The sequence below is a fragment of the Aeromonas hydrophila subsp. hydrophila ATCC 7966 genome (assembly GCF_000014805.1).
GTDB lineage: Bacteria > Pseudomonadota > Gammaproteobacteria > Enterobacterales > Aeromonadaceae > Aeromonas > Aeromonas hydrophila.
Genome location: NC_008570.1, coordinates 2,999,201 through 3,024,751, shown reverse-complemented (window position 1 = coordinate 3,024,751; position 25,551 = coordinate 2,999,201). Strand labels below are relative to the sequence as shown.

Annotated in this window: 11 protein-coding genes; 6 read left to right on the top strand and 5 right to left on the bottom strand. The window is 62.8% G+C overall.

The window, feature by feature from the left end; genetic code table 11:
* The first annotated feature begins 455 nt into the window (after positions 1-455).
* The 3 genes from AHA_RS21895 to AHA_RS13610 all read left to right on the top strand — a co-directional run bounded on the left by AHA_RS21895 (position 456) and on the right by AHA_RS13610 (position 12,894).
* Positions 456-11,489 (top strand): DUF5801 repeats-in-toxin domain-containing protein, encoded by an 11,034-nt coding sequence (locus tag AHA_RS21895; protein ID WP_237702009.1) that lies wholly within the window; start codon positions 456-458, stop codon positions 11,487-11,489.
* A gap of 86 nt (positions 11,490-11,575) precedes the next feature.
* Positions 11,576-12,133 (top strand): hypothetical protein, encoded by a 558-nt coding sequence (locus tag AHA_RS13615; protein WP_011706508.1) that lies wholly within the window; start codon positions 11,576-11,578, stop codon positions 12,131-12,133.
* Between the two features lie 56 nt (positions 12,134-12,189).
* Positions 12,190-12,894: an SIMPL domain-containing protein gene (locus AHA_RS13610; protein ID WP_164927680.1), complete on the top strand. Its 705-nt coding sequence runs from the start codon at positions 12,190-12,192 to the stop codon at positions 12,892-12,894.
* A 247-nt stretch (positions 12,895-13,141) separates the two neighbouring features.
* Here the strand turns inward: AHA_RS13610 and AHA_RS13605 are convergent, their stop codons facing one another.
* A complete protein-coding gene (locus AHA_RS13605; RefSeq protein WP_010633582.1) occupies positions 13,142-14,518 on the bottom strand; it encodes an amino acid permease in 1,377 nt (458 codons plus the stop codon).
* Between the two features lie 362 nt (positions 14,519-14,880).
* Here AHA_RS13605 and AHA_RS13600 point away from each other — a divergent pair, with 362 nt between their 5' ends.
* Positions 14,881-15,168, top strand: coding sequence for a hypothetical protein (locus AHA_RS13600; RefSeq protein ID WP_010633583.1), 288 nt, complete (start codon positions 14,881-14,883; stop codon positions 15,166-15,168).
* Between the two features lie 89 nt (positions 15,169-15,257).
* Here the strand turns inward: AHA_RS13600 and ppsR are convergent, their stop codons facing one another.
* Entirely contained in the window at positions 15,258-16,070 is an 813-nt protein-coding gene (gene ppsR, locus AHA_RS13595) for a posphoenolpyruvate synthetase regulatory kinase/phosphorylase PpsR (RefSeq protein ID WP_011706506.1), read from the bottom strand.
* 308 nt (positions 16,071-16,378) lie between these two features.
* Between ppsR and ppsA the strand changes: the two genes are divergently transcribed.
* Positions 16,379-18,757 carry a phosphoenolpyruvate synthase gene (gene ppsA / locus AHA_RS13590; RefSeq protein ID WP_164927679.1) on the top strand — a complete coding sequence of 793 codons (2,379 nt, stop codon included), beginning with the start codon at positions 16,379-16,381 and terminating at the stop codon, positions 18,755-18,757.
* A gap of 304 nt (positions 18,758-19,061) precedes the next feature.
* A complete protein-coding gene (locus AHA_RS13585; RefSeq protein ID WP_044800295.1) occupies positions 19,062-20,039 on the top strand; it encodes an AraC family transcriptional regulator in 978 nt (325 codons plus the stop codon).
* A 94-nt stretch (positions 20,040-20,133) separates the two neighbouring features.
* Here the strand turns inward: AHA_RS13585 and AHA_RS13580 are convergent, their stop codons facing one another.
* From AHA_RS13580 to asp, 3 genes are all read right to left on the bottom strand, one after another.
* Positions 20,134-22,515, bottom strand: a complete 2,382-nt coding sequence (locus AHA_RS13580) for a beta-glucosidase (protein WP_164927678.1) — start codon at positions 22,513-22,515, stop codon at positions 20,134-20,136.
* Positions 22,516-22,937: 422 nt separating this feature from the next.
* Positions 22,938-23,396: a serine protease chaperone gene (locus AHA_RS13575; RefSeq protein ID WP_011706502.1), complete on the bottom strand. Its 459-nt coding sequence runs from the start codon at positions 23,394-23,396 to the stop codon at positions 22,938-22,940.
* A gap of 17 nt (positions 23,397-23,413) precedes the next feature.
* Entirely contained in the window at positions 23,414-25,288 is a 1,875-nt protein-coding gene (asp, locus tag AHA_RS13570; RefSeq protein ID WP_011706501.1) for a serine protease Asp, read from the bottom strand.
* Between the last annotated feature and the right edge of the window lie 263 nt (positions 25,289-25,551).

Here is a 25,551-nt window from a genome sequence, read left to right as displayed (position 1 = left end):
GTCTGCAGCTGGAGGGCGGAGAACTGACATTAAATGAAGCCTCATTGGCAGGAGGGAGTAATCCGAATGCAGCCGCTGTGACTCAGAGCGGTACTTTTACCTTCAGCGCAGCCGATGGTGTGCAGAGTCTGACACTGGGAGGCGTCGCTTTGGTCACCAATGGGCAAGCTGTTACCACCTTCCCGCAAACCATTACCAGCCCACTTGGTAATCAATTGATCGTTACTGGCATTAGTTACAATCCCGTGACCGGCACTGGTAGCGTGAACTACAGCTACACCTTGGGGGGGAGTGAAACCCACACCCAGCCTGCCAATGACAATTCGCTTAGCGAGAGTTTCAGCGTCGTACTGGTTGATACCGATGGCGACAATACCAGCGGCAGCCTGGATGTGGTCATTCTGGATGATGTTCCCAGCGTCACCCTTACTACCAATTCTGAAGGATTGGGCTCTGTGTCCGTAGATGAAAGCCTGGTCAGCCTGGGCGGTGCCGGCAGCGACGGAGTGGCCAGCGCCACCCTGAGCGCCGCCAATGTGCAGGCCCAGTTCAACCCGGCCTTCGGGGCCGACGGGGCGGGCAGCATCGGCTACAGCCTGGCGCTGACCGGCAGCAACGTGGCGAGCGGCCTGTATGCGGTCGATCCGGCCGCGGCCAACGGGCAGGGTGCCGCCATCGTGCTCAATCAGGTGGGCAACGTCATCACCGGCAGCGCCGGTGGGGTGGACTACTTCACCCTGACCATCAACCCGAGCACCGGCGAAGTGACCCTGGCCCTGCTGGACAACGTCTGGCACGGCGACACCACCAATGCGGATGACAGCGTGGCGCTGACGCTGGGGCAGGGCGTGCTGACCCTGGTGCAGACCGTGACGGATGCCGATGGCGATAGCGCCAGTGCGGCGGTGGATCTGGGCGCCAATGGCGTGTTCCGCTTCGAGGATGACGGCCCGCGGGCCGGGCTGGCGGTAGAAGCGCCGAGCCTGGGGGCGACCGTGGATGAAAGCCTGGTCAGCCTAGGCGGTGCCGGCAGCGACGGAGTGGCCAGCGCCACCCTGAGCGCCGCCAATGTGCAGGCCCAGTTCAACCCGGCCTTCGGGGCCGACGGGGCGGGCAGCATCGGCTACAGCCTGGCGCTGACCGGCAGCAACGTGGCGAGCGGCCTGTATGCGGTCGATCCGGCCGCGGCCAACGGGCAGGGTGCCGCCATCGTGCTCAATCAGGTGGGCAACGTCATCACCGGCAGCGCCGGTGGGGTGGACTACTTCACCCTGACCATCAACCCGAGCACCGGCGAAGTGACCCTGGCCCTGCTGGACAACGTCTGGCACGGCGACACCACCAATGCGGATGACAGCGTGGCGCTGACGCTGGGGCAGGGCGTGCTGACCCTGGTGCAGACCGTGACGGATGCCGATGGCGATAGCGCCAGTGCGGCGGTGGATCTGGGCGCCAATGGCGTGTTCCGCTTCGAGGATGACGGCCCGCGGGCCGGGCTGGCGGTAGAAGCGCCGAGCCTGGGGGCGACCGTGGATGAAAGCCTGGTCAGCCTAGGCGGTGCCGGCAGCGACGGAGTGGCCAGCGCCACCCTGAGCGCCGCCAATGTGCAGGCCCAGTTCAACCCGGCCTTCGGGGCCGACGGGGCGGGCAGCATCGGCTACAGCCTGGCGCTGACCGGCAGCAACGTGGCGAGCGGCCTGTATGCGGTCGATCCGGCCGCGGCCAACGGGCAGGGTGCCGCCATCGTGCTCAATCAGGTGGGCAACGTCATCACCGGCAGCGCCGGTGGGGTGGACTACTTCACCCTGACCATCAACCCGAGCACCGGCGAAGTGACCCTGGCCCTGCTGGACAACGTCTGGCACGGCGACACCACCAATGCGGATGACAGCGTGGCGCTGACGCTGGGGCAGGGCGTGCTGACCCTGGTGCAGACCGTGACGGATGCCGATGGCGATAGCGCCAGTGCGGCGGTGGATCTGGGCGCCAATGGCGTGTTCCGCTTCGAGGATGACGGCCCGCGGGCCGGGCTGGCGGTAGAAGCGCCGAGCCTGGGGGCGACCGTGGATGAAAGCCTGGTCAGCCTAGGCGGTGCCGGCAGCGACGGAGTGGCCAGCGCCACCCTGAGCGCCGCCAATGTGCAGGCCCAGTTCAACCCGGCCTTCGGGGCCGACGGGGCGGGCAGCATCGGCTACAGCCTGGCGCTGACCGGCAGCAACGTGGCGAGCGGCCTGTATGCGGTCGATCCGGCCGCGGCCAACGGCCAGGGTGCTGCCATCGTGCTCAATCAGGTGGGCAACGTCATCACCGGCAGCGCCGGTGGGGTGGACTACTTCACCCTGACCATCAACCCGAGCACCGGCGAAGTGACCCTGGCCCTGCTGGACAACGTCTGGCACGGCGACACCACCAATGCGGATGACAGCGTGGCGCTGACGCTGGGGCAGGGCGTGCTGACCCTGGTGCAGACCGTGACGGATGCCGATGGCGATAGCGCCAGTGCGGCGGTGGATCTGGGCGCCAATGGCGTGTTCCGCTTCGAGGATGACGGCCCGCGGGCCGGGCTGGCGGTAGAAGCGCCGAGCCTGGGGGCGACCGTGGATGAAAGCCTGGTCAGCCTAGGCGGTGCCGGCAGCGACGGAGTGGCCAGCGCCACCCTGAGCGCCGCCAATGTGCAGGCCCAGTTCAACCCGGCCTTCGGGGCCGACGGGGCGGGCAGCATCGGCTACAGCCTGGCGCTGACCGGCAGCAACGTGGCGAGCGGCCTGTATGCGGTCGATCCGGCCGCGGCCAACGGCCAGGGTGCTGCCATCGTGCTCAATCAGGTGGGCAACGTCATCACCGGCAGCGCCGGTGGGGTGGACTACTTCACCCTGACCATCAACCCGAGCACCGGCGAAGTGACCCTGGCCCTGCTGGACAACGTCTGGCACGGCGACACCACCAATGCGGATGACAGCGTGGCGCTGACGCTGGGGCAGGGCGTGCTGACCCTGGTGCAGACCGTGACGGATGCCGATGGCGATAGCGCCAGTGCGGCGGTGGATCTGGGCGCCAATGGCGTGTTCCGCTTCGAGGATGACGGCCCGCGGGCCGGGCTGGCGGTAGAAGCGCCGAGCCTGGGGGCGACCGTGGATGAAAGCCTGGTCAGCCTAGGCGGTGCCGGCAGCGACGGAGTGGCCAGCGCCACCCTGAGCGCCGCCAATGTGCAGGCCCAGTTCAACCCGGCCTTCGGGGCCGACGGGGCGGGCAGCATCGGCTACAGCCTGGCGCTGACCGGCAGCAACGTGGCGAGCGGCCTGTATGCGGTCGATCCGGCCGCGGCCAACGGCCAGAGTGCTGCCATCGTGCTCAATCAGGTGGGCAACGTCATCACCGGCAGCGCCGGTGGGGTGGACTACTTCACCCTGACCATCAACCCGAGCACCGGCGAAGTGACCCTGGCCCTGCTGGACAACGTCTGGCACGGCGACACCACCAATGCGGATGACAGCGTGGCGCTGACGCTGGGGCAGGGCGTGCTGACCCTGGTGCAGACCGTGACGGATGCCGATGGCGATAGCGCCAGTGCGGCGGTGGATCTGGGCGCCAATGGCGTGTTCCGCTTCGAGGATGACGGCCCGCGGGCCGGGCTGGCGGTAGAAGCGCCGAGCCTGGGGGCGACCGTGGATGAAAGCCTGGTCAGCCTAGGCGGTGCCGGCAGCGACGGAGTGGCCAGCGCCACCCTGAGCGCCGCCAATGTGCAGGCCCAGTTCAACCCGGCCTTCGGGGCCGACGGGGCGGGCAGCATCGGCTACAGCCTGGCGCTGACCGGCAGCAACGTGGCGAGCGGCCTGTATGCGGTCGATCCGGCCGCGGCCAACGGCCAGGGTGCTGCCATCGTGCTCAATCAGGTGGGCAACGTCATCACCGGCAGCGCCGGTGGGGTGGACTACTTCACCCTGACCATCAACCCGAGCACCGGCGAAGTGACCCTGGCCCTGCTGGACAACGTCTGGCACGGCGACACCACCAATGCGGATGACAGCGTGGCGCTGACGCTGGGGCAGGGCGTGCTGACCCTGGTGCAGACCGTGACGGATGCCGATGGCGATAGCGCCAGTGCGGCGGTGGACTTGGGCGCCAACGGCGTGTTCCGCTTCGAGGATGACGGTCCCAACGTGACCATCAACGCGGTGGTGGACGGTGGCATCACCCTGACCACCCAGGATGCACAGACCATCGGGTCGGCCAGTGACACGGCGACCGGCAGCTTTGCGGCGGCGTTCCTGGCGGCGGCGGTGCCGAGCTATGGCGCGGACGGTCCGGGCACCACCACGGTGAGCGGCTACAGCCTGAGCGTGACTGACAGCAACAGCGGACTGACCAGCAATGGGCTGGCCATCACCCTGACCAAGGTGGGCAGCGACATCGTTGGCTCGACCTCGGCTGGGGAGGTGTTCCGCATCAGCGTGGCGAGCAATGGCACGGTGACGCTGACGCAGTCGGCGGAGCTGGACCATCTGCCGGAGGACGTGGACAACAGCAACGACAACAACCTCATTAGCCTGGCCAATGGCAAGGTGCTGCTGAGTGCGACGGTGACGGTGGTGGATGGCGACAACGACACCGCGACCGGGACGGTGAGTGCAGACCTTGGTGGCAACATCAGCTTCGAGGACGACGTACCGAGCGTGACCATCAACGCGGTGGTGGACGGTGGCATCACCCTGACCACCCAGGATGCGCAGACCATCGGGTCGGCCAGTGACACGGCGACCGGCAGCTTTGCGGCGGCGTTCCTGGCGGCGGCGGTGCCGAGCTATGGCGCGGACGGTCCGGGCACCACCACGGTGAGCGGCTACAGCCTGAGCGTGACTGACAGCAACAGCGGACTGACCAGCAACGGGCTGGCCATCACCCTGACCAAGGTGGGCAGCGACATCGTTGGCTCGACCTCGGCTGGGGAGGTGTTCCGCATCAGCGTGGCGAGCAATGGCACGGTGACGCTGACGCAGTCGGCGGAGCTGGACCATCTGCCGGAGGACGTGGACAACAGCAACGACAACAACCTCATCAGCCTGGCCAATGGCAAGGTGCTGCTGAGTGCGACGGTGACGGTGGTGGATGGCGACAACGACACCGCGACCGGGACGGTGAGTGCAGACCTTGGTGGCAACATCAGCTTCGAGGACGACGTACCGAGCGTGACCATCAACGCGGTGGTGGACGGTGGCATCACCCTGACCACCCAGGATGCGCAGACCATCGGGTCGGCCAGTGACACGGCGACCGGCAGCTTTGCGGCGGCGTTCCTGGCGGCGGCGGTGCCGAGCTATGGCGCGGACGGTCCGGGCACCACCACGGTGAGCGGCTACAGCCTGAGCGTGACTGACAGCAACAGCGGACTGACCAGCAACGGGCTGGCCATCACCCTGACCAAGGTGGGCAGCGACATCGTTGGCTCGACCTCGGCTGGGGAGGTGTTCCGCATCAGCGTGGCGAGCAATGGCACGGTGACGCTGACGCAGTCGGCGGAGCTGGACCATCTGCCGGAGGACGTGGACAACAGCAACGACAACAACCTCATCAGCCTGGCCAATGGCAAGGTGCTGCTGAGTGCGACGGTGACGGTGGTGGATGGCGACAACGACACCGCGACCGGGACGGTGAGTGCAGACCTTGGTGGCAACATCAGCTTCGAGGACGACGTACCGAGCGTGACCATCAACGCGGTGGTGGACGGTGGCATCACCCTGACCACCCAGGATGCGCAGACCATCGGGTCGGCCAGTGACACGGCGACCGGCAGCTTTGCGGCGGCGTTCCTGGCGGCGGCGGTGCCGAGCTATGGCGCGGACGGTCCGGGCACCACCACGGTGAGCGGCTACAGCCTGAGCGTGACTGACAGCAACAGCGGACTGACCAGCAACGGGCTGGCCATCACCCTGACCAAGGTGGGCAGCGACATCGTTGGCTCGACCTCGGCTGGGGAGGTGTTCCGCATCAGCGTGGCGAGCAATGGCACGGTGACGCTGACGCAGTCGGCGGAGCTGGACCATCTGCCGGAGGACGTGGACAACAGCAACGACAACAACCTCATCAGTTTGGCCAGTGGCAAGGTGCTGCTGAGTGCGACCGTGACGGTGGTGGATGGCGACAACGACACCGCGACCGGGACGGTGAGTGCAGACCTTGGTGGCAACATCAGCTTCGAGGACGACGTACCGAGCGTGACCATCAACGCGGTGGTGGACGGTGGCATCACCCTGACCACCCAGGATGCGCAGACCATCGGGTCGGCCAGTGACACGGCGACCGGCAGCTTTGCGGCGGCGTTCCTGGCGGCGGCGGTGCCGAGCTATGGCGCGGACGGTCCGGGCACCACCACGGTGAGCGGCTACAGCCTGAGCGTGACTGACAGCAACAGCGGGCTGACCAGCAACGGGCTGGCCATCACCCTGACCAAGGTGGGCAGCGACATCGTTGGCTCTACTACGGCTGGGGAGGTGTTCCGCATCAGCGTGGCGAGCAATGGCACAGTGACGCTGACGCAGTCGGCGGAGCTGGACCATCTGCCGGAGGACGTGGACAACAGCAACGACAACAACCTCATCAGCCTGGCCAATGGCAAGGTGCTGCTGAGTGCGACGGTGACGGTGGTGGATGGCGACAACGACACCGCGACCGGGACGGTGAGTGCAGACCTTGGTGGCAACATCAGCTTCGAGGACGACGTACCGAGCGTGACCATCAACGCGGTGGTGGACGGTGGCATCACCCTGACCACCCAGGATGCGCAGACCATCGGGTCGGCCAGTGACACGGCGACCGGCAGCTTTGCGGCGGCGTTCCTGGCGGCGGCGGTGCCGAGCTATGGCGCGGACGGTCCGGGCACCACCACGGTGAGCGGCTACAGCCTGAGCGTGACTGACAGCAACAGCGGACTGACCAGCAACGGGCTGGCCATCACCCTGACCAAGGTGGGCAGCGACATCGTTGGCTCGACCTCGGCTGGGGAGGTGTTCCGCATCAGCGTGGCGAGCAATGGCACGGTGACGCTGACGCAGTCGGCGGAGCTGGACCATCTGCCGGAGGACGTGGACAACAGCAACGACAACAACCTCATCAGCCTGGCCAATGGCAAGGTGCTGCTGAGTGCGACGGTGACGGTGGTGGATGGCGACAACGACACCGCGACCGGGACGGTGAGTGCAGACCTTGGTGGCAACATCAGCTTCGAGGACGACGTACCGAGCGTGACCATCAACGCGGTGGTGGACGGTGGCATCACCCTGACCACCCAGGATGCGCAGACCATCGGGTCGGCCAGTGACACGGCGACCGGCAGCTTTGCGGCGGCGTTCCTGGCGGCGGCGGTGCCGAGCTATGGCGCGGACGGTCCGGGCACCACCACGGTGAGCGGCTACAGCCTGAGCGTGACTGACAGCAACAGCGGACTGACCAGCAATGGGCTGGCCATCACCCTGACCAAGGTGGGCAGCGACATCGTTGGCTCGACCTCGGCTGGGGAGGTGTTCCGCATCAGCGTGGCGAGCAATGGCACGGTGACGCTGACGCAGTCGGCGGAGCTGGACCATCTGCCGGAGGACGTGGACAACAGCAACGACAACAACCTCATCAGTTTGGCCAGTGGCAAGGTGCTGCTGAGTGCGACCGTGACGGTGGTGGATGGCGACAACGACACCGCGACCGGGACGGTGAGTGCAGACCTTGGTGGCAACATCAGCTTCGAGGACGACGTACCGAGCGTGACCATCAACGCGGTGGTGGACGGTGGCATCACCCTGACCACCCAGGATGCGCAGACCATCGGGTCGGCCAGTGACACGGCGACCGGCAGCTTTGCGGCGGCATTCCTGGCGGCGGCGGTGCCGAGCTATGGCGCGGACGGTCCGGGCACCACCACGGTGAGTGGCTACAGCTTGAGCGTGACTGACAGCAACAGCGGGCTGACCAGCAACGGGCTGGCCATCACCCTGACCAAGGTGGGCAGCGACATCGTTGGCTCTACTACGGCTGGGGAAGTGTTCCGCATCAGCGTGGCGAGCAATGGCACAGTGACGCTGACGCAGTCGGCGGAGCTGGACCATCTGCCGGAGGACGTGGACAACAGCAACGACAACAACCTCATCAGCCTGGCCAATGGCAAGGTGCTGCTGAGTGCGACGGTGACGGTGGTGGATGGCGACAACGACACCGCGACCGGGACGGTGAGTGCGGACCTTGGCGGCAACATCCGGTTCGAAGACGATGTACCGACAGCCAAAGACAACAGCGTCGTCATCACTGAAGCAGGGTTGCCCCCCTTCAACCTGGTGATGGTCATCGATACATCAGGCAGCATGTTGTGGCAGATCGGTACGTCGACAAATGGTTCGCCAAATCGCCTGGAGCTGGCGAAGGATGCACTAAACCACATGATCGACTCCTATGTGGCGCTAGGTGTGCCGCTGGTCTTCACGGTCATTGATTTTGCCAGTGGAGCTGTATTGATCCCGCAAACCAGTGATCCTGATGTGGCCAAGGCCAGTATTTCCGGTTTGCCGACAGATGGTGGCGGAACCAACTACAACGCACCACTCGTATTGGCGCAGAATCAACTGACGGCGGATCTGGCGAACCCCGCTTTGGCTGGGTATGAAACCAAGGTCTATTTCCTGTCGGATGGTGCTCCCAATGAGGGGAATGTCCCGGCCGGCTGGACCAGCTTTGTGAACAGCAACAATGTTGAGGTTTACGCGGTGGGGTTGAACGTCAGCGGCAATGCGACGGCGATCGCTCAGCTTGGTCTGGTGGAGGATCATGGGGATGCCGTCACGTTGGTCAACAATATCTATGACCTGGACGCCACACTCCAGGCGACTGTGCCGCCGCCTGCTACTGGCAATGTGATCACGGATGTGGATGCCAGTGCCGGTGTGGACAGTGCCGGTGCCGATACCCCCGTGACCGTATTGCAGGTCAGCTTTACCGTCAGCAATCCGGCCGCTTATGTCGGGGTTGCCGATAGTGTGAATGGCAATGTGGTGACCTTCCTGGTGCAAGGAGGCACGACCGGCCCCATGACTACACCTCTGGGCGGGCATCTGACCGTGAATGCGGACGGTTCCTACTCCTACACTCCGCCCAATGATGTGGCCGTCGATACACAGGAGACCTTTACCTATACCATTGTGGATGCCGATGATGACACCTCCAGCGCCCTGTTGAAGATACTGGTACTGGATACCACCCCGATCACGGCTTCCGTGTTCGAAGATGGGTTGCCTGCTGGTCTGCCTGGCAACAACCCGGCCCTGACCACGGTTGCAGGCTCTCTGGCCCATATGGTGGTCGACAGTATCGGCGTCAATTTCGGCGTCGGAAGTACAGCCGGTTTGCCTGCGTTGACATCAGGTGGTGTGGCGATTACCTACAGCATCATCCACGGTGTCGGAGTCGATACCCTGGTTGCAGTGGCAGCCAGCAAACCCATCTTCACGCTGGCTGTCGAGGCTGATGGTGATTACACCTTTACCCTGCAGGGCCCGATTGATCATGCCCTGGCTGATGGCAACGACCTGGAACTGAAGGCATTGAATCTGTCCAGTGCGATCACGGCCCACGAAGGAGTGGATAACGTGACGCTGGTTCGCGACTTCATCGTACAGGTTGAAGACGATGTGCCGGTTGTCATGACGCCTGCCATGGGGGTCATGCTGAATCAGTCCGGGGTGACTGGCATCTTCCTACTGGATGGTGATGGTACCTTGTCCAACAACTACGGGGGGGATGGTGGTTCAATCCGGTTCGACAGCAGTTTGAATGGCAGCAGCAGTGGCATGACCTCGGGCGGTTTGCCTGTCACCTATACCGTGTCTTCGGATGGCATCACTCTGACTGCCGCAACGGCGGCAGGTACTGTGTTCATTGCCACCCTGCAGCCGGCATCCGGGACCTATCAGGTTCAGATGATTGGTGAGGTCGATGGCGGACAGACCACGATCGACTTCAATGGTGGTGATTACAACTTCGTCGGTGGTAATGCTTCCTGGGCCGGTTTTAATACGATTGCGAATGACAACAGCAAGGATCTGTTGTTGACGGCGATGACCAATGGTGCGGATGGTGGCACCGTCAACACCTCTGCCAATACGGGGGGGATCAGTGGCGGTTCATCCGTCGGGTCGGGTGAGGCGATGCGGATCGACTTTGTCATCGACCTGACAGGTAATCCGGTTAGTGGTGGCTCCTACGGTGTCTTGGCCAACCAGACCCATGCCTTTGAAGCCCACTATGATGTGAATGGCGCTTCCGCCCTGTTCACATCAATCAGCAGCGGTGGCTCCAGTGTGAAAGTGGTTGCCCGTCAGGATGTCGATAGTGACAACGATATTGGCGATGGCAACAAGGAGTCGCTGACCGCCGTTGCAATCAGCTACAACGGTTCGACCAGGATCGTCAGCATCGGTGCTGGCATGTCCCAGACTGTGGCGGTGGGAGGCCGCAGCTTTACAGTCAACTTTACTGACGATGATCCCACCTCTGGCGTTGCATATGCCGCGACTGTGGTAGGGGTTGTGTCCAATACCAAGCTGGCGGCCTACACCGCGGATGGCTATAACAGCCTGGAATTCCATTATGCGGCCGGGAGTGACTTCAAGATTGGGGACTTCGGTTCCAGTGTTGCCACTCCTGGGATCCCGGTCAGTTTGCAGCTGCCGGTCACGCTGACGGATGGAGATGGTGATGCAGTCCACAGCAACATTGGTCTTAGCCTGCTGCCGGAAGCACCGTTTACCCTGGACTACGACAATTCTGCCAGTGGTGTGAATGTGACCTTCAACAGCACGCAAGGGCACGCCATCGGGTCTGATTTCGGTGACAGCATCACGGGCAACAGTCTGGACAACATCTTGTCCGGCGGTGATGGTGATGACTTGCTGTACGGAATGGGTGGCAAGGATACCCTGGTTGGTGGCAAGGGCAACGACGTACTCGATGGTGGCAGCGGCAACGACACGCTCTACGGGGAGGCTGGCGACGATACCCTGATCGGCGGGATTGGCAACGACATACTGCAAGGAGGCGATGGCAAGGATCTGCTGATCGGTGGTCTGGGTAGCGATACCATGACGGGGGGAGCTGGTAGCGATACCTTCAAGTGGCTTGCTGGCGATGCGGATGGCAGTACCGACAAGATTACCGATTTTACGTTGGGCAATCCGACCAGCGGTGGCGATGTACTGGATCTGTCGGATCTGCTGGTTGGTGTTCCCTCGGCAGCCAACAACAACGATCTGGCGACGGCGCTGGACAACTACTTGAAGTTTGATACTGCAACCAACAAGCTGACCATTGATACAAATGGGCTTACCAGTGGTGGTTCACAACTGACGGTACAGTTCCAGGGTAGCCTGGATCTGGATCACAGCGGTGGGCTGACGACCAACCACGACATCATCAAGCAACTGCTGGATGACGGCAACCTCAAGGTTGATCCGTAACCAGCTAAGGGGGCCGGGTAATACCTGGCCCCTGTTTTTTGACTGAGGGGGCGGCTAAGATAGCGGCAGTACAGGAGAGGGTCACCATGCAGTCATTTAATTGGGTTGATATCGATGGCATTCGCTATAGCTGGGACGGGCAGGGCAGCATTACCTGTACCGGCCAGTTTGGCTATCATGCCACGATGGCGGGTGATCGGATTGATGCGCTGGATCTGGAGAGCGATGATGGCGAGGTTGCTGGTTCACTGAATGTGGACTTTGCGGCGGCCACTATCTCATTCACGCCAGCCGTGGATACCGCGCCACCCCACATGATGGTGCTGGTCGGTCATGAACAGGGGCAGCAGGAGTATACGTTGCAGAGTTTGAGCGATGTCTGCCTGCAGGATCTGCTCGGCCACTCCGACAACATCGATTGTGCCCCCCTGGTGACCACCACGATGACAGAGCCGGTAGCTCCGCTGGCCGGACATGTTCTGTCGTGGGACTCCTTCCATTTTGATGATGATGTGCTGCTGGGTTCCCGCAGCGCCACGCCACTGGCTGCTACTCATCAGGGGCTGCCGGGTGGCGAGATCAGCATCAATATCGATATGACCAATCAAGTGCTGGATCAGATCCCGCCGTTGCACGATATATGAATCCCATTCGACGACGGGCATAATGACCTCACTCCAATAGATTGAGGTCTTTTTTTATGTGGCGTCCCCTGCTTACCCTGTCTGCTCTGGTTATCAGTGCACCCCTGTTTGCCCTTGAAGTGCCGCAAGCCCCCCATCTGGTGGTGAGCGGTTATGCCGAGCAAAAAGCGGAGCCCGACATGCTGACGCTGAATGTCTCCGTGACGGCGCTGGAAAAACAGGGCATCAAGGCCAAGCAGCAGGTGGATGGCAAGGTTGCCGCCTTCTTTGGCCAGCTGGAAGGGTTGGGCATCAAGCGCAGCGATGTGGAGGCGGGCAATCTGGTGATCTCTCCGGAATACCAGTATCCGCAGAACAAGAAGCCGGAACTGGTGGGCTACCGTGCCCAGCGCCAGCTTGCGGTCAAACTCTATCAACTCGACAAGCTGAGCGAGCTGATGGACACCGCACTCAAGGCCGGGCTGGAATCCGTATCCCAGATTGAGTACGGACTCAAGGCGCCGCAAACCATCAAGGAGCAGGCGCGCCTCGGAGCGGTTGAAGATGCCAAAACCAAGGCCGAGTCTCTGGCCAAGGCGTTTGGCATGAAACTCGGCAAGGTTTACAGCGTCGAGTACCGCAACAATAGTCCCATGCCGATCTACAGCCGGGCCCTCAAGGTTGCCGCCATGGCACCTGCCGCCGACATGATGGAAAACAGCTACCAACAGCAGCAGATCACCATCACGGACAACGTGGAAGCCGTCTTCCTGCTGGAATAATCCCGCATTTTTCTACCTGCCTTTCTGCAACAAGCCCGAGCACTCTGTCTCGGGCTTGTTGTTTTTAGACGTGCAAGGATGCTTGCCAAAGAGAGAGGGCTGGCGATGGCCGCTTGCTGAGTGCGTGATCACAGGGTCATGGTGGACTGGAGAGGGAGGCGGGTAATGCCTACTTGCGGGGGGGAATATCCGGGTCGAAAAAAGCCGGTCAGTGACCGGCTTTTGAGGGACGATAAGGCTGATGCCATCAGCCCAGGTTGGCCGCAACGCGAGCCTGGCGCTTCTGCTTGAACTGATAGCCGATGGCCAGCACGATGATCCAGACCGGGATGAGCAGTACCGAGATCTGGATGCCCGGTGTCAGGTACATGATGACCAGGATGCCGGCCATGAAGGCGAGGCAGAGGTAATTGCCGAACGGGTACCAGAACGCCTTGAACTTGGGAACCACGCCTTCGGCTTGCTTGCTCTTGCGAAACTTCAGGTGGGCCAGGCTTATCATGGCCCAGTTGATGACCAGGGCGGAGACCACCAGCGCCATCAACAGCTCGAACGCCTTGCCCGGCATCAGGTAGTTGATGAGTACGCACAGCAGGGTTGCTGCGGCGGAGACGGAGATGGCCACCACCGGTACCCCGCTCTTGTTGGTCTTGAGCAGGCTGCGCGGGCCGTTGCCCTGCTTGGCCAGACCAAACAACATGCGGCTGTTGCAGTAGACACAGCTGTTGTAAACCGACAGGGCCGCGGTCAGTACCACCATGTTGAGCACGGTGGCCACCAGATTGCTGTCAAGTGCGTGGAAGATCATGACGAAGGGACTGCCACCTTCCACCACTTTGCCCCAGGGGTAGAGGGACATCAGCACGGCCAGGGCGCCGATGTAGAAGATGAGGATCCGGTAGATCACCTGATTGGTGGCCTTGGGGATGCTCTTCTCGGGATTGTCGGCTTCGGCAGCCGTGATGCCGACCAGCTCGAGCCCGCCAAACGAGAACATGATCACCGCCATCGCCATCACCAGTCCGCTGATGCCGTTGGGGAAGAAGCCACCCTGGGCCCACAGGTTGCTGACGCTGGCGTCCGGGCCGCCGTTGCCGCTGGCCAGCAGGTAGCCGCCAAAGCCGATCATGCCGATGATGGCCACCACCTTGATGATGGCAAACCAGAACTCCATCTCGCCAAACGCCTTGACGTTGGAGAGGTTGATGGCGTTGATCAACACGAAGAAGAAGGCCGCCGACATCCAGGTCGGGATCTCGGGCCACCAGTACTGGACATAAATGCCCACCGCGGTCAGCTCGGCCATGCTCACCAGCACGTAGAGCACCCAGTAGTTCCAGCCGGAGGCAAAGCCGGCGAAGTCACCCCAGTATTTGTAGGCGAAGTGGCTGAAGGAGCCGGCTACCGGCTCTTCCACCACCATCTCGCCCAGCTGGCGCATGATCAGGAAGGCGATAAAACCGCCGATGGCATAGCCAAGCAGCACAGAGGGGCCTGCCATCTTGATGGTCTGGGCAATGCCGAGAAACAGGCCGGTGCCGATGGCGCCGCCCAGTGCGATGAGCTGGATATGGCGGTTTTTCAAACCGCGTTTCAGCTCCTCGCCGTTTTGTTGAAGATCCATTCTTCCTTCCTTACGTCTTCTGAAGTCATTCGTCTGTCATCTCGTCCGTCGGGTCACTCCATGTGACCGTGCACGGCAAAGTGTGCCTGAAACGTGACGAAATCCGTATTTATTTCGTTACAGTGAGTCGCTTTCTGTTTTTTATGGCGACTACCAACGGAAGCAGAATAGTGATAATCCATCGAGGATGCACCTATTTTCCTCATCATTCGCTGGTTTTTTCGGCGAAAGGCAGGTTTTTAGGGAGCGATGAAGCTGGTAGGGAAGTGACTGGTTGTATTGTGAGCAGTTGGGCTCGATTTGGTTGACTCTATCGGCAATTCCTGTTTTATGAAGCCTCCTTTGCAACAAGGATGCACTTCATGCAACGTATTATTGGCAGTTTGCTGGCCGTCGCGCTGTGGCTCACCGTGTGGCTGTCGCCCCTGCTGCTGACCATGGCGGCGGGGTGTCTGCTGGTGTGGGCCGTGCAGGGTGATGACTATCTGGTGATGCACTTGCGGACGGTCTTGTTGATCGCCGGTGCCATCGGCCTGCTGCCGGCCCTCTGGCTGACCGAGCGGGTACGCCGGCGTCACGGTGTGCTCAACTTCTACGCCATGCTGATGAACAACAAAGAGCTGAACCGCCCGGGCTCCCAGCCCCGCTGAGGTCTAGTCGACAAGCGCCGGATACGGCTGTATCCGGCGCTTTTTTATTGGCGTTTGCCGTGTCGTCAGCTTGCCGGTGGGCAGGCTTCTCAATAAAGCTGACGGCGCAGGCCGGTGGCCTCGAGGATCTTGGCGCTGATCTCCTCCACCGAGTGGGAACTGGTGTCGAGGAAGCGGATCGCCTCCTGGCGAAACAGCCGCTCGACGCAGGCCAGTTCCTGTTCGCACTGCTCCAGCGAGGAGTAGCGGCTGTTGGCGCGGCGCTGGTTGCGGATCTCGTGCAGCCGCTGGGGGGCGATGGTGAGGCCGAACAGCTTGTGACGATTGGCCTTGAGGGCGGCCGGCAGATCCAGGACCCCCATGTCCTGCTCGATGAAGGGGTAGTTGGCGGCGCGAATGCCGAACTGCAGCGCCAGATAGAGGCTGGTCGGCGTCTTGCCGCAGCGGGAGACCCCGATCAGGATAATGTCAGCCTCGTCGTACTCCTTGGTGGTGATGCCATCGTCGTTGGCCAGCGCGAAGTTGACCGCCTCGATACGATCGTCATAGAGCTTGCGGTTCTCCATGCCGTGGGTGCGATGCAGCCTGGGTTCGGCCTTCACTCCGAGCTCGTGTTCCAGCGGGCTGACGAAGGTGTTGAGAAAGTCGTGGCTGCTGGCCTGGGCCTTGAGCACCTCCTCACGCACCTGATGATCGACGATGGTGTGGAACAGAATGGGGCGAACCCCGGTCTGGCGGAACTGCTCGTCGATGCGCATCCGTACCTGGCGCGCCTTCTCCAGGGTTTCGACAAAGGGGATGGTGATCTGCTCGAAGGCCAGCGGAAACTGGCTCAACACGGCGTGGCCGAACACTTCGGCGGTGATGGCGGTGCCGTCTGAAACATAGAATACGGTGTGCACTGGAGGCTCCTGTGAGGGGGGCGGCGAGCTGGCAAGCAAGAAGTATCTCTCGAAACCATATCGTTTTTGTCAACCGGTCTGCCGTGCCCAAGTTGTGAAGTGGCTTGCAAACCTGAGTCGTTACCTTTTTGTGTTGGCATTGTAGAATGTCTGTGTCATTCGGCCATCCCCAAATCTTGCTCGGGGATTTTTTTGACAATAAGTAGAAAACGTTTTCATGGTCGTTGGCAACAGTAGAAACAGACAATAACGCACATAAACTGGCGCACAAGGTGCCATGGCGGCACAGTGCCCACCAACCTGGAGACATGCAAGTGCAACAGTACGTACTCTGGTACGAGCAACTCGGAATGCAGGACGTAGAACGAGTTGGCGGCAAAAATGCATCCCTTGGCGAGATGATCAGCAACCTCTCTGGTGCCGGAGTGTCGGTGCCGGGCGGGTTTGCCACCACCGCCTTTGCGTTTAACGAGTTTCTGGAGTCAAGCGGCCTCAACGGCAAGATCCACGATCTGCTCGACAGCCTGGATGTGGACGACATCGCCGCCCTCAACCGGGCCGGCCAGCAGATCCGTGACTGGGTGATCGAAGCCCCGTTCCAGAGCGCGCTGGAACAGGCGATCCGGGTTGCCTACGACAAGCTCAGCGGTGGGCTTGACGCGTCCTTTGCGGTGCGCTCCTCTGCCACTGCCGAGGACATGCCGGATGCCTCCTTTGCCGGCCAGCAGGAGACCTTCCTCAACGTGCGCGGCATCGACGCCGTCATGATTGCCGTCAAGCATGTGTTTGCTTCACTGTTCAACGATCGCGCCATCTCCTATCGGGTGCATCAGGGCTATGACCACAAGGGGGTCGCCCTGTCGGCCGGGATCCAGCGCATGGTGCGTTCGGACTTGGCCGCCTCCGGCGTCATGTTCACTCTGGATACCGAGTCGGGCTTCAACGACGTGGTGTTCATCACCGGCGCCCAGGGCCTTGGCGAGATGGTGGTACAGGGTGCGGTCAATCCCGACGAGTTCTACGTGCACAAGCCGACCCTCAAGTCAGGACGCCCGGCTGTGGTGCGCAAGACCCTCGGCTCCAAGCTCATCAAGATGACCTATTCCGGCGATGCCAGCCACGGCCGCCAGGTGCAGATCGTCGACACCAATGAAGCCGAGCGCAGCCGCTTCTGCATCACGGATGCCGAGGTAATGGAGCTGGCCAAGCAGGCCCTCATCATCGAGCAGCACTACGGCCGGCCGATGGACATCGAGTGGGCCAAGGACGGGCAGGATGGCAAGCTCTACATCGTGCAGGCACGCCCGGAAACCGTGCGCAGCCGCCAGGAGGCCAACACCCTCGAGCGTTTTGCCCTCAAGCAAGCGGGCAAGGTGCTGATCGAGGGGCGCGCCATCGGCCACAAGATCGGGGCGGGCCCGGCGCGGGTCATCTCCTCCATCAGCCAGATGGACGAAGTGCAGCCCGGCGACGTGCTGGTCACCGACATGACCGACCCGGACTGGGAGCCCATCATGAAGCGGGCCTCCGCCATCGTCACCAACCGGGGCGGTCGCACCTGTCACGCCGCCATCATCGCCCGCGAGCTGGGCATTCCGGCGGTGGTGGGTTGTGGTGATGCCACCAAGCGCATCGAACCGGGTCAACTCATTACCGTCTCCTGTGCGGAAGGGGACACCGGTTTCATCTACGACGGCGAACTCGACTTCGACGTGGCGGTGACCGAGGTGGGCAACATGCCGCGCCTGCCCATCAAGATCATGATGAACGTCGGCAACCCGGACAGAGCGTTCGACTTCGCCCAGCTGCCGAACGCCGGTGTTGGGCTGGCCCGCCTCGAGTTCATCATCAACCGGATGATTGGGGTGCACCCCAAGGCGCTGCTGGAGTTCGACAGCCAGAGCCCCGAACTCAAGGCCACCATCGGCAAGATGATCGCCGGCTACGAGAGCCCGCGCGAGTTCTACGTCGCCAAGCTGACCGAGGGCATCGCCACCCTGGCCGCCGCCTTCTGGCCGGAGCGGGTGATCGTGCGGATGTCGGACTTCAAGTCCAACGAGTACGCCAACCTGGTGGGCGGCCGTGGCTACGAGCCTCACGAAGAGAACCCGATGATCGGTTTTCGTGGTGCGTCGCGCTACATCGCCGACAGCTTCCGTCCCTGTTTTGCCCTCGAGTGCGAGGCGATCAAGCGGGTTCGCGATGTGATGGGGCTGACCAACGTCGAGGTGATGATCCCCTTCGTGCGCACCGTAGGCGAGGCAGAGCAGGTGATCGACATCCTGGCCGAGAACGGTCTGCGCCGTGGCGAGCGGGGGCTCAAGGTGATCATGATGTGCGAGATCCCGAGCAACGCCCTCCTGGCAGACAAGTTCCTCGAGCACGTGGACGGCTTTTCCATCGGCTCCAACGACATGACCCAGCTCACGCTTGGACTTGACAGGGACTCGGGGCTTATCGCCCACCTGTTCGACGAGCGCAACGAGGCGGTCAAGGCGCTGCTGGCGATGGCCATTGCCGCCGCCCGCAAGGCGGGCAAGTACGTGGGGATCTGCGGCCAGGGGCCATCCGATCACCCGGACTTTGCCGCCTGGCTGGTCGAGCAGGGGATTGACTCTGTGTCCCTCAACCCGGATACAGTGGTCGACACCTGGCTCTATCTGGCCGAGCAGCACAAGGCGAACTGACGCAGGCAGGCTGCACAGCTCCCACCAAAATGGCGCCCACGGGCGCCATTTTTCATGGCTGAACCTGACGCAACTGGTCCGACATGGCGGCCAGATGTGCCTAAAATGGCGCGCTGGCGCGTGCTTTTACACTCCGTTACATCTGCTCGCTTTGCAACCGCCCCATAATGGTCGCGCCAGCCCGCTGCACGGGGTGGCAGGCCCGCCGTCAGTGGCGGGCCGGGGGATCACGAGCAGTTTCCTGTCAGCACGGAGGCCAGGACGGCAGATGTCACAGAGCGTATCAAACCAGGTGATCAGACGAATGCTGGGAGCCTGCCAGCAGCAGGGGGGCGATCCCGATGCCATTCTGATGGCGGGCGGCCTCACGTCGTTCGACATCGAGCGCGAGCAGGGCAGGCTGCCGGCCCACAGCCACTACCGGATGCTGCAACTGATGCAGCCCTATCTGGCCAGTTTTCACGAAACCATTCTCTCCTACGACATCGGCCAGCTCTACCAGCATTATCCACCGCTCATCAGCCTGTGTCTGAACCAGCCCTCGCCGCGGGCGGCACTCGAGGTGCTGCTGGCCTATCGCCCCATCATCGGCAGTTGTGACGAGCTGCGGGTGCGGCGGGGGGCGCAGGCCAGCCAATACCTGTATGTCAATCAGGGGCCCGCCAGCCTGGGGGCGAGTCAGGCCATCCCCAACTTCATCATGCTCTACCGGATCCTGCGGGTCTATCTGGCGGATCCTCGGGTCTCGGTGGGCTTCACGGGACGGCCGCCACCGCGCCATCAACTGCTGGACCAGTTCTTCGCCACCCGTTGCCGCTGGGAGCAGGGGGAAAACACCCTGACCATCGACAACGCCCAACTCGACTGTCCCAGCCACTGCTACAACGAACCGCTGGGTCATCTGCAACTGGCTCAGCTGGCGCAGATCTGTGCCGACATCGCCGAGCGAGCCCCCTTTGCCTATCTGGTGGGGGAGCGGATCCGCCACAAGATCCGGGAAGGAGAGCTGGAGAGCGACGAGAGCCTGCTCAAGGAAGTGTGCGCGGCCATGAATGTCAGCCGCTGGACCCTCAATCGCAAATTGCAGGGGGAGGGGAGCAGTTTCTCCACCCTGCTGAGGGAAGCGAGGGTGAGCGAAGCCTGCCGCTTGCTGGGCGAGGGGGATCAACCGCTGCAGAACATCAGCGATCGGGTCGGCTTTTCATCCCAGAGCGCCTTCAACCGCTTCTTCAAGGCCAACACCCGGATGACGCCGCTGGCCTATCGCAACGCCCGCCAATAACAACGGGACCGGCGCAAGGCCGGTCCCGTGTCGGGTCATTGCTGGGCAACTGTCAGGCAAGGCCGGGCTGGGTGCCCGGCCGTGCCTGCCTCTGTTAGCGGGTGATTGTGGTGACGCTGGCGGGGTCCACCCCGGCCGGCAGTGCCAGCGCCCCCGGCGTGGTGTTGCTCACTACTATCTCCTTGCTCACCGTGAAGCTGACCGGCGTGCTGGCGGAGACATCCGACGAGGGGCTGATGTAGGCGCTGTAGCGACCCGGCTCCACGATCCACTGGTTGCTGGCCTCATCGAAGCTGGCAAGGATGCTGGCCGGAATGGTGAAGCTCAGCTGTTCACTGGCCCCCGGTGCCAGTTGCGCCGTCTTGGCAAAGGCTTTGAGCTCGATGAGCGGTTTCTTCAGCTTGACCTCGGGGGCGGTCACATAGACCTGGGCCGCCTCCTTGCCTGCCACGGCGCCGGTGTTGGTGATGGTGGCGGTCAGCACCAGGTTGCCGGCACTGCCGCCCTCCAGGGTATTGCTGGCGATGGCGGGGCTGGTGTAGCTGAAGCTGGTGTAGGAGAGACCGAAGCCGAACGGGTAGGAGACCGCCTGCTCGAAGGTGCTGTAGTAGCGATAGCCCACGTAGATCCCCTCGTTGTAGTAGAGATCGTCCGGTTCGCCGTCCCCGTCGGTGTCCTCGCCTGGGAAGGTGCCGGCAGAGGGTACGCTGGCGTAGCTGTGCGGGAAGCTCTGGGCCAGTTTGCCGCTCGGGTTGACCGCGCCGGAGAGCACGTCCGCCACCGCGTGGCCGGTCTCCTGGCCAGCCATGTAGGCCAGCAGGATGCCATCCACCTTGTCGCTCCACTGGGCGGTGTCGATGACGCCGTTGACGTTGAGCACCACCACCACCTTCTTGCCCTGGGCGTGGAAGGCGCTGCTCACCGCGTCGATGAGGGCGCGCTCGTCATCACCGAGCAGATAGTCTCCCTTGCCGCTGCTGCGATCCGCCCCTTCCCCGGCCTGGCGGCCGATGCTGATGACGGCGGCTTGCTGGGTGGTGGCCGCATTGGCGATGAGGGCAGCCAGATCGCCGCTGATCGGCGCCTCGGCGCAGGTGTAGTAGCCCTTGGCGCCAAATTGCCCCTCGTGATAGACCTTGTTGTTCTCGTAAAAATCGCGGTAATAGCTTTGCAACGCCTCGTTGACCGGGAAGCGTGCCGCCAGTCCCTGCGCGATGGTGGTGGTGCTGGCGGCGTTAACATCCCCGCTGCCGGTGCCACCCTTGTAGGTGTTGATCTGGTTGATGCCAAAACTGGCTAGGGTGCTGCTTGCCGCCAGCGGCAGGGCCGCGGCGTCGTTGCGCAGCAGCACCATGCTCTCGGCGCCGGCCTGACGGGCCAGTTTGGCGTGAGCGATCAGATCCGGGCTGTTGCTGATGGCCAGCTGGTTGTAGGAGGGGCTCTTCATCACCTGGGTCAGGATGTGGATGGCGGCCTCGTTCACCTTGGCTTCGTCAAGATCGCCGTGCTCGATGGATTGCTGCAACTGCTCCTTGACGTTGCCCGGCTCGATCAAATCCTGTCCCGCCAGCACCTGCTTGTAGGCGTTGTTGGCCACGTCGCCGGCAAACCAGTCGGACATCACCAAGCCGTCGAACTTCCACTCGCCGCGCAGCAGGTCGGTCACCGCATCCCTGCGCTCGTTGACATAGGTGCCGTTGACCTTGTTGTAGGAGGTCATCACCGCCCAGGGCTGGGCCTCGTCCACCGCTATCTGGAAGCCGCGCAGATAGATCTCGCGGAAGGTTCTCGGTTCACCGATGTCGTTGATCTGGTTGCGGTTGGTCTCGGAGTTGTTGCCAAAGTAGTGCTTGATGGTGGTGCCCACCCCGTTGCTCTCCACCCCGTTGACCATGGCGGCGCCGATTTTACCGGTCAGCAGGGGGTCTTCCGAGTAGTACTCGAAGTTGCGGCCATTGAGCGGGTTGCGCTGGATGTTCATACCCGGGGCCAGCAGGATGTCGACCCCATACTGGCGCACCTCGTCCCCCATGGCTTCGCCGACGGCCTTGACCAGCTTGACGTCCCAGCTGGAGGCGAGCAGCGAGCCGATGGGCCAGGCGGTGGCGTAGTAGCTGGCGCTGTCACCGTCGCGGTTGGCGTTGATCCGCACCCCGGCCGGCCCGTCCGCCAGTTTGAGGGCCGGAATGTCGATGCCGTCCGCGCTGCGCAGCACGCCGTTGATGTAACCCGCCACGCCGGGCACGTCCTGTTTGACGTTGATGGCGCCGTTGGCACTGCCGTAACCGGGGCCGGAGAGCAGGTCCAGCTTCTCGCCGAGGGTCAGCTTGGCCACCATGGCCTCGGCCTGGCCGCGGTAATAGGCATCGTCCTTGACCAGGGGATCCGAGTCATTCTGGTTGCAACCGACCAGCAGGCCGGCCAGCGCCAGGCTGACACCCAGTGAAACCGCTTTCAATTTTGTGGTGATAGGCATGAAGACGTCCTCGTAACTGTCTGAATAAAAATAAAAAGGAGATATCGACACCGGGTGGAAGGCATCCGCCCGGGCTGGGCCGCTCTGCTGGCGGCTGCCATTGGATATCGCAAGGAAGGCCGAACGGGCCCGTGGGCAGACGTTTGGCTGCAGGCAGGTTAACAAGCCGGGCGAGGGCCGCCTTGCCCCGGGGGAGCGAGAAATGTGCCGGCGGGAGCAAGGGGGCCGAGTTGTGAGCAAGGTCGCATCGAAAGGCGGTGTCAAACCAAGGGTGGAAGGTGGCAAGAGGGGAGAAGGGCAGGGGAGGTGCGGAAAAAACGGGTGACCTGATGGTCAATGAGGATGGCTGCGAGCAACGCGCGAGGGGGCCGGCGGCCCCCTCGAAGATCAGCTGATATGCCCGGGCAATGGCCCGGGACGGCTCACTTGGGCTGTTTGAGGGCCCCGGCGAGTTCAATCTGCACCTTGACCCCCTCCTGCTTGAGCGCCGTGGCGACGGCGTTCAGATCGGTGCCCGGCTTGGCTTCCAGCAGGGCGATGCCGCCGCTGCTCTGCTTGAAGCGCAGGCCGTGACGGCTGGCCAACGCGCTGGCCTGGTTGTCATCGGCTTCCACCAGCAGGGTGCCGCTGGCGGTGAGCTGTGGGCTGGCCACCCCTTGCAGCAACACGTCGCCGCTGCGCAGGGTTTGCCGGGGCGCCTTGCCGTCTGCGCTGCGGGCGACCCGCTGCTTGCTGCCGTTGTCCGGGGTGAGGTAGGTCTGACCGTTCACCTCGATGGTGCGGTACTGCTTGCCGTCGATCACCACCGATTCATCGGCGGCGTGCACGCCGGCCGAAGCCAGGAGGCCGGCCAGGGCCAGGCCGAGTAAGCTGTGTTTCATCTTGTGACTCCTTGTGATCATGAGCGGGCGGCATCGTGGCCGATCACCCGCAGGGACCAGTTGAGCAGTTGACCCGGCTGGCTGTTGTTGCGCTCGGTCAGGGTGCTGCGGCGGTTGGTGTTGAGGTCAACCAGCGTCAGCTGGCGGCTGCTGTTGGAGACGTCGGTCACCTCCAGTCGCCACTCGCCCTGGGCCGCTTCGCCATAGAACTTGTGGGAGAGCATGCGCATGTCGCGCAGCCCCTTGGTGCGCACGTAACCCAACTGCTGCCGGTCGAGGGATTGCCCCACCAGGCTGTTGTTGGGGTTGAGCAGCACGCTGCGAGTGCCGGACGGGGAGACCAGCTCGATCAGCAGGTCGGGCAGGCGCTGATGATCCAGGCTCACCGTGACCTGGACCGCTTCCACGGTCAAGGCTTGCACCACCTGGGTGCTGGAGCGGGTGGCACTGCTGCCCACATCCGCGATGCTCCCTTCACTGCGCGGCACCGTGATCTTCTGAGCCGGCAATTGCACCAGTGGCGGCAGCGGGGTGTGGTTGGCGGCGGCCGTCAGGGTCTTGTTCACGTCGATGAGGCCAAAGCCGTAGGTGGGGCTGTACCAGAGGCCGGCGGCGTTGCGCTCCCACCCTTCCAGGCCGGTGACCTGGCGGGGTTGACCGTTGGCGGCGGTATAGCTGACCTGGACCGGCTGCTGGCCGGCATCGATGCGGGTGGCGTTGCGGGCCAGCAGATCGCGCAGATCCCGCACCGACAGATCCGGGTAGGCGGACATCAGCAGCGCCATGGCGCCCGAGGTGTTGGGGGTGGCCGACGAGGTGCCGTTCATCACGCCGTTGTAGTCGCAGGTGGCATCCAGCTGCGGGTTGTTGTGCAGCCGGTTGGTGCTGGGATCGTCGGTGCGGTTGTAGCCCATGTCGCAGCCGGGCAGATCCGTGGTCACCATGGCCGGCGCATCGGTACCGTACTCCCCGCCGGGGGCGCTCAGGAAGACGTTGCTGCCGACGCTGGAGTAGGAGGAACGCACTCCGTCGGCGTTGATGGCGCTCACCACCAGGTTCCAGAAGTTGCTGTTGGAGGGGTCTATGTTGCTGTTCTCGAACGGCAGCTTGGGCAGGACGCCGGTGCGGCTGAACATGTAGTCACCCGCGGCGATGCGGTTGAAGCCGTTGCCTGCCGCCTTGATGTAGGCCGCGCCCTGCGCCTGCTGGGTCTGCTGCTCGAACAGGCGATCGAGCTGAACCTGATCCAGCCCGCTGGCGCTTTGCGGATCCACCAGGCTCATACCGTAGCTCTGGTTGAAGACCCGGTTGTCGGCGGTGGCGGTGCTGCCGCCCAGCGCATAGATCCAGTCTTTCTGCAGTTGCTTGCTGCGCTCATCCAGCAGGTTGAACCCCTGCAGCTGGACGCGGGGAGCCACCCCCAGGGTGCCTATGCCGTTGTCGACCGCCCCGATCAGGCCAGAGACCGAGGTGCCGTGAGCACTGTCCGGATCGGTCGGGGTGGGGTCGCTGCTGCCGGTCACCACGTTCTTCGAGCCGGAGCGCACATTGTCGGCCAAGTCCGGGTGGGCGATGGCCAGGCCGTCATCCACCACGGCCACGTTGATGCCCTGACCCTGCACGCCGGTACGGTGTGCCCACCAGAGGTTGAGGTCGTTGCCAGCCACACCGCCGCGGGGGCTGAAGGCATTCTGGCCGCTGTTGAGCAGGTGCCACTGCTGATCCTGCAGCGGGTTGATGCCGGGCAGGCAGCGCGCTGCGCTGCTGCGACCGGTATCGAGGCCGGCTTCCTTGCCGGTCAATGGGGTGCAACTCTCACTCGCCTGAACTGAAGCGATGGGCAGGGCCGAGAGCAGGGCCGAGATTGCCAACGCTAACGATGTTTTTCTCATTAATAAACTCCATCTTATATCGCACCGTCCTGGGTGCGACTGGCATCTATACACGGGAAAAACAGAGTCAAAAAGCACTCGTTCTGATTCTGAGATAAGGCTCAAAAAAATCCCACAACAAATATTTTACAGACCATGTGGGGGTTCCTGTGAATCCTTTTATGTGGTGTATTGAGAACTTTTCTCAGCTGGCTGGTGTTGATATTTATCTTTGTAGATCAACCTATTAGTAACTATTCATTAACGTTTGGTGAGGATGCCGG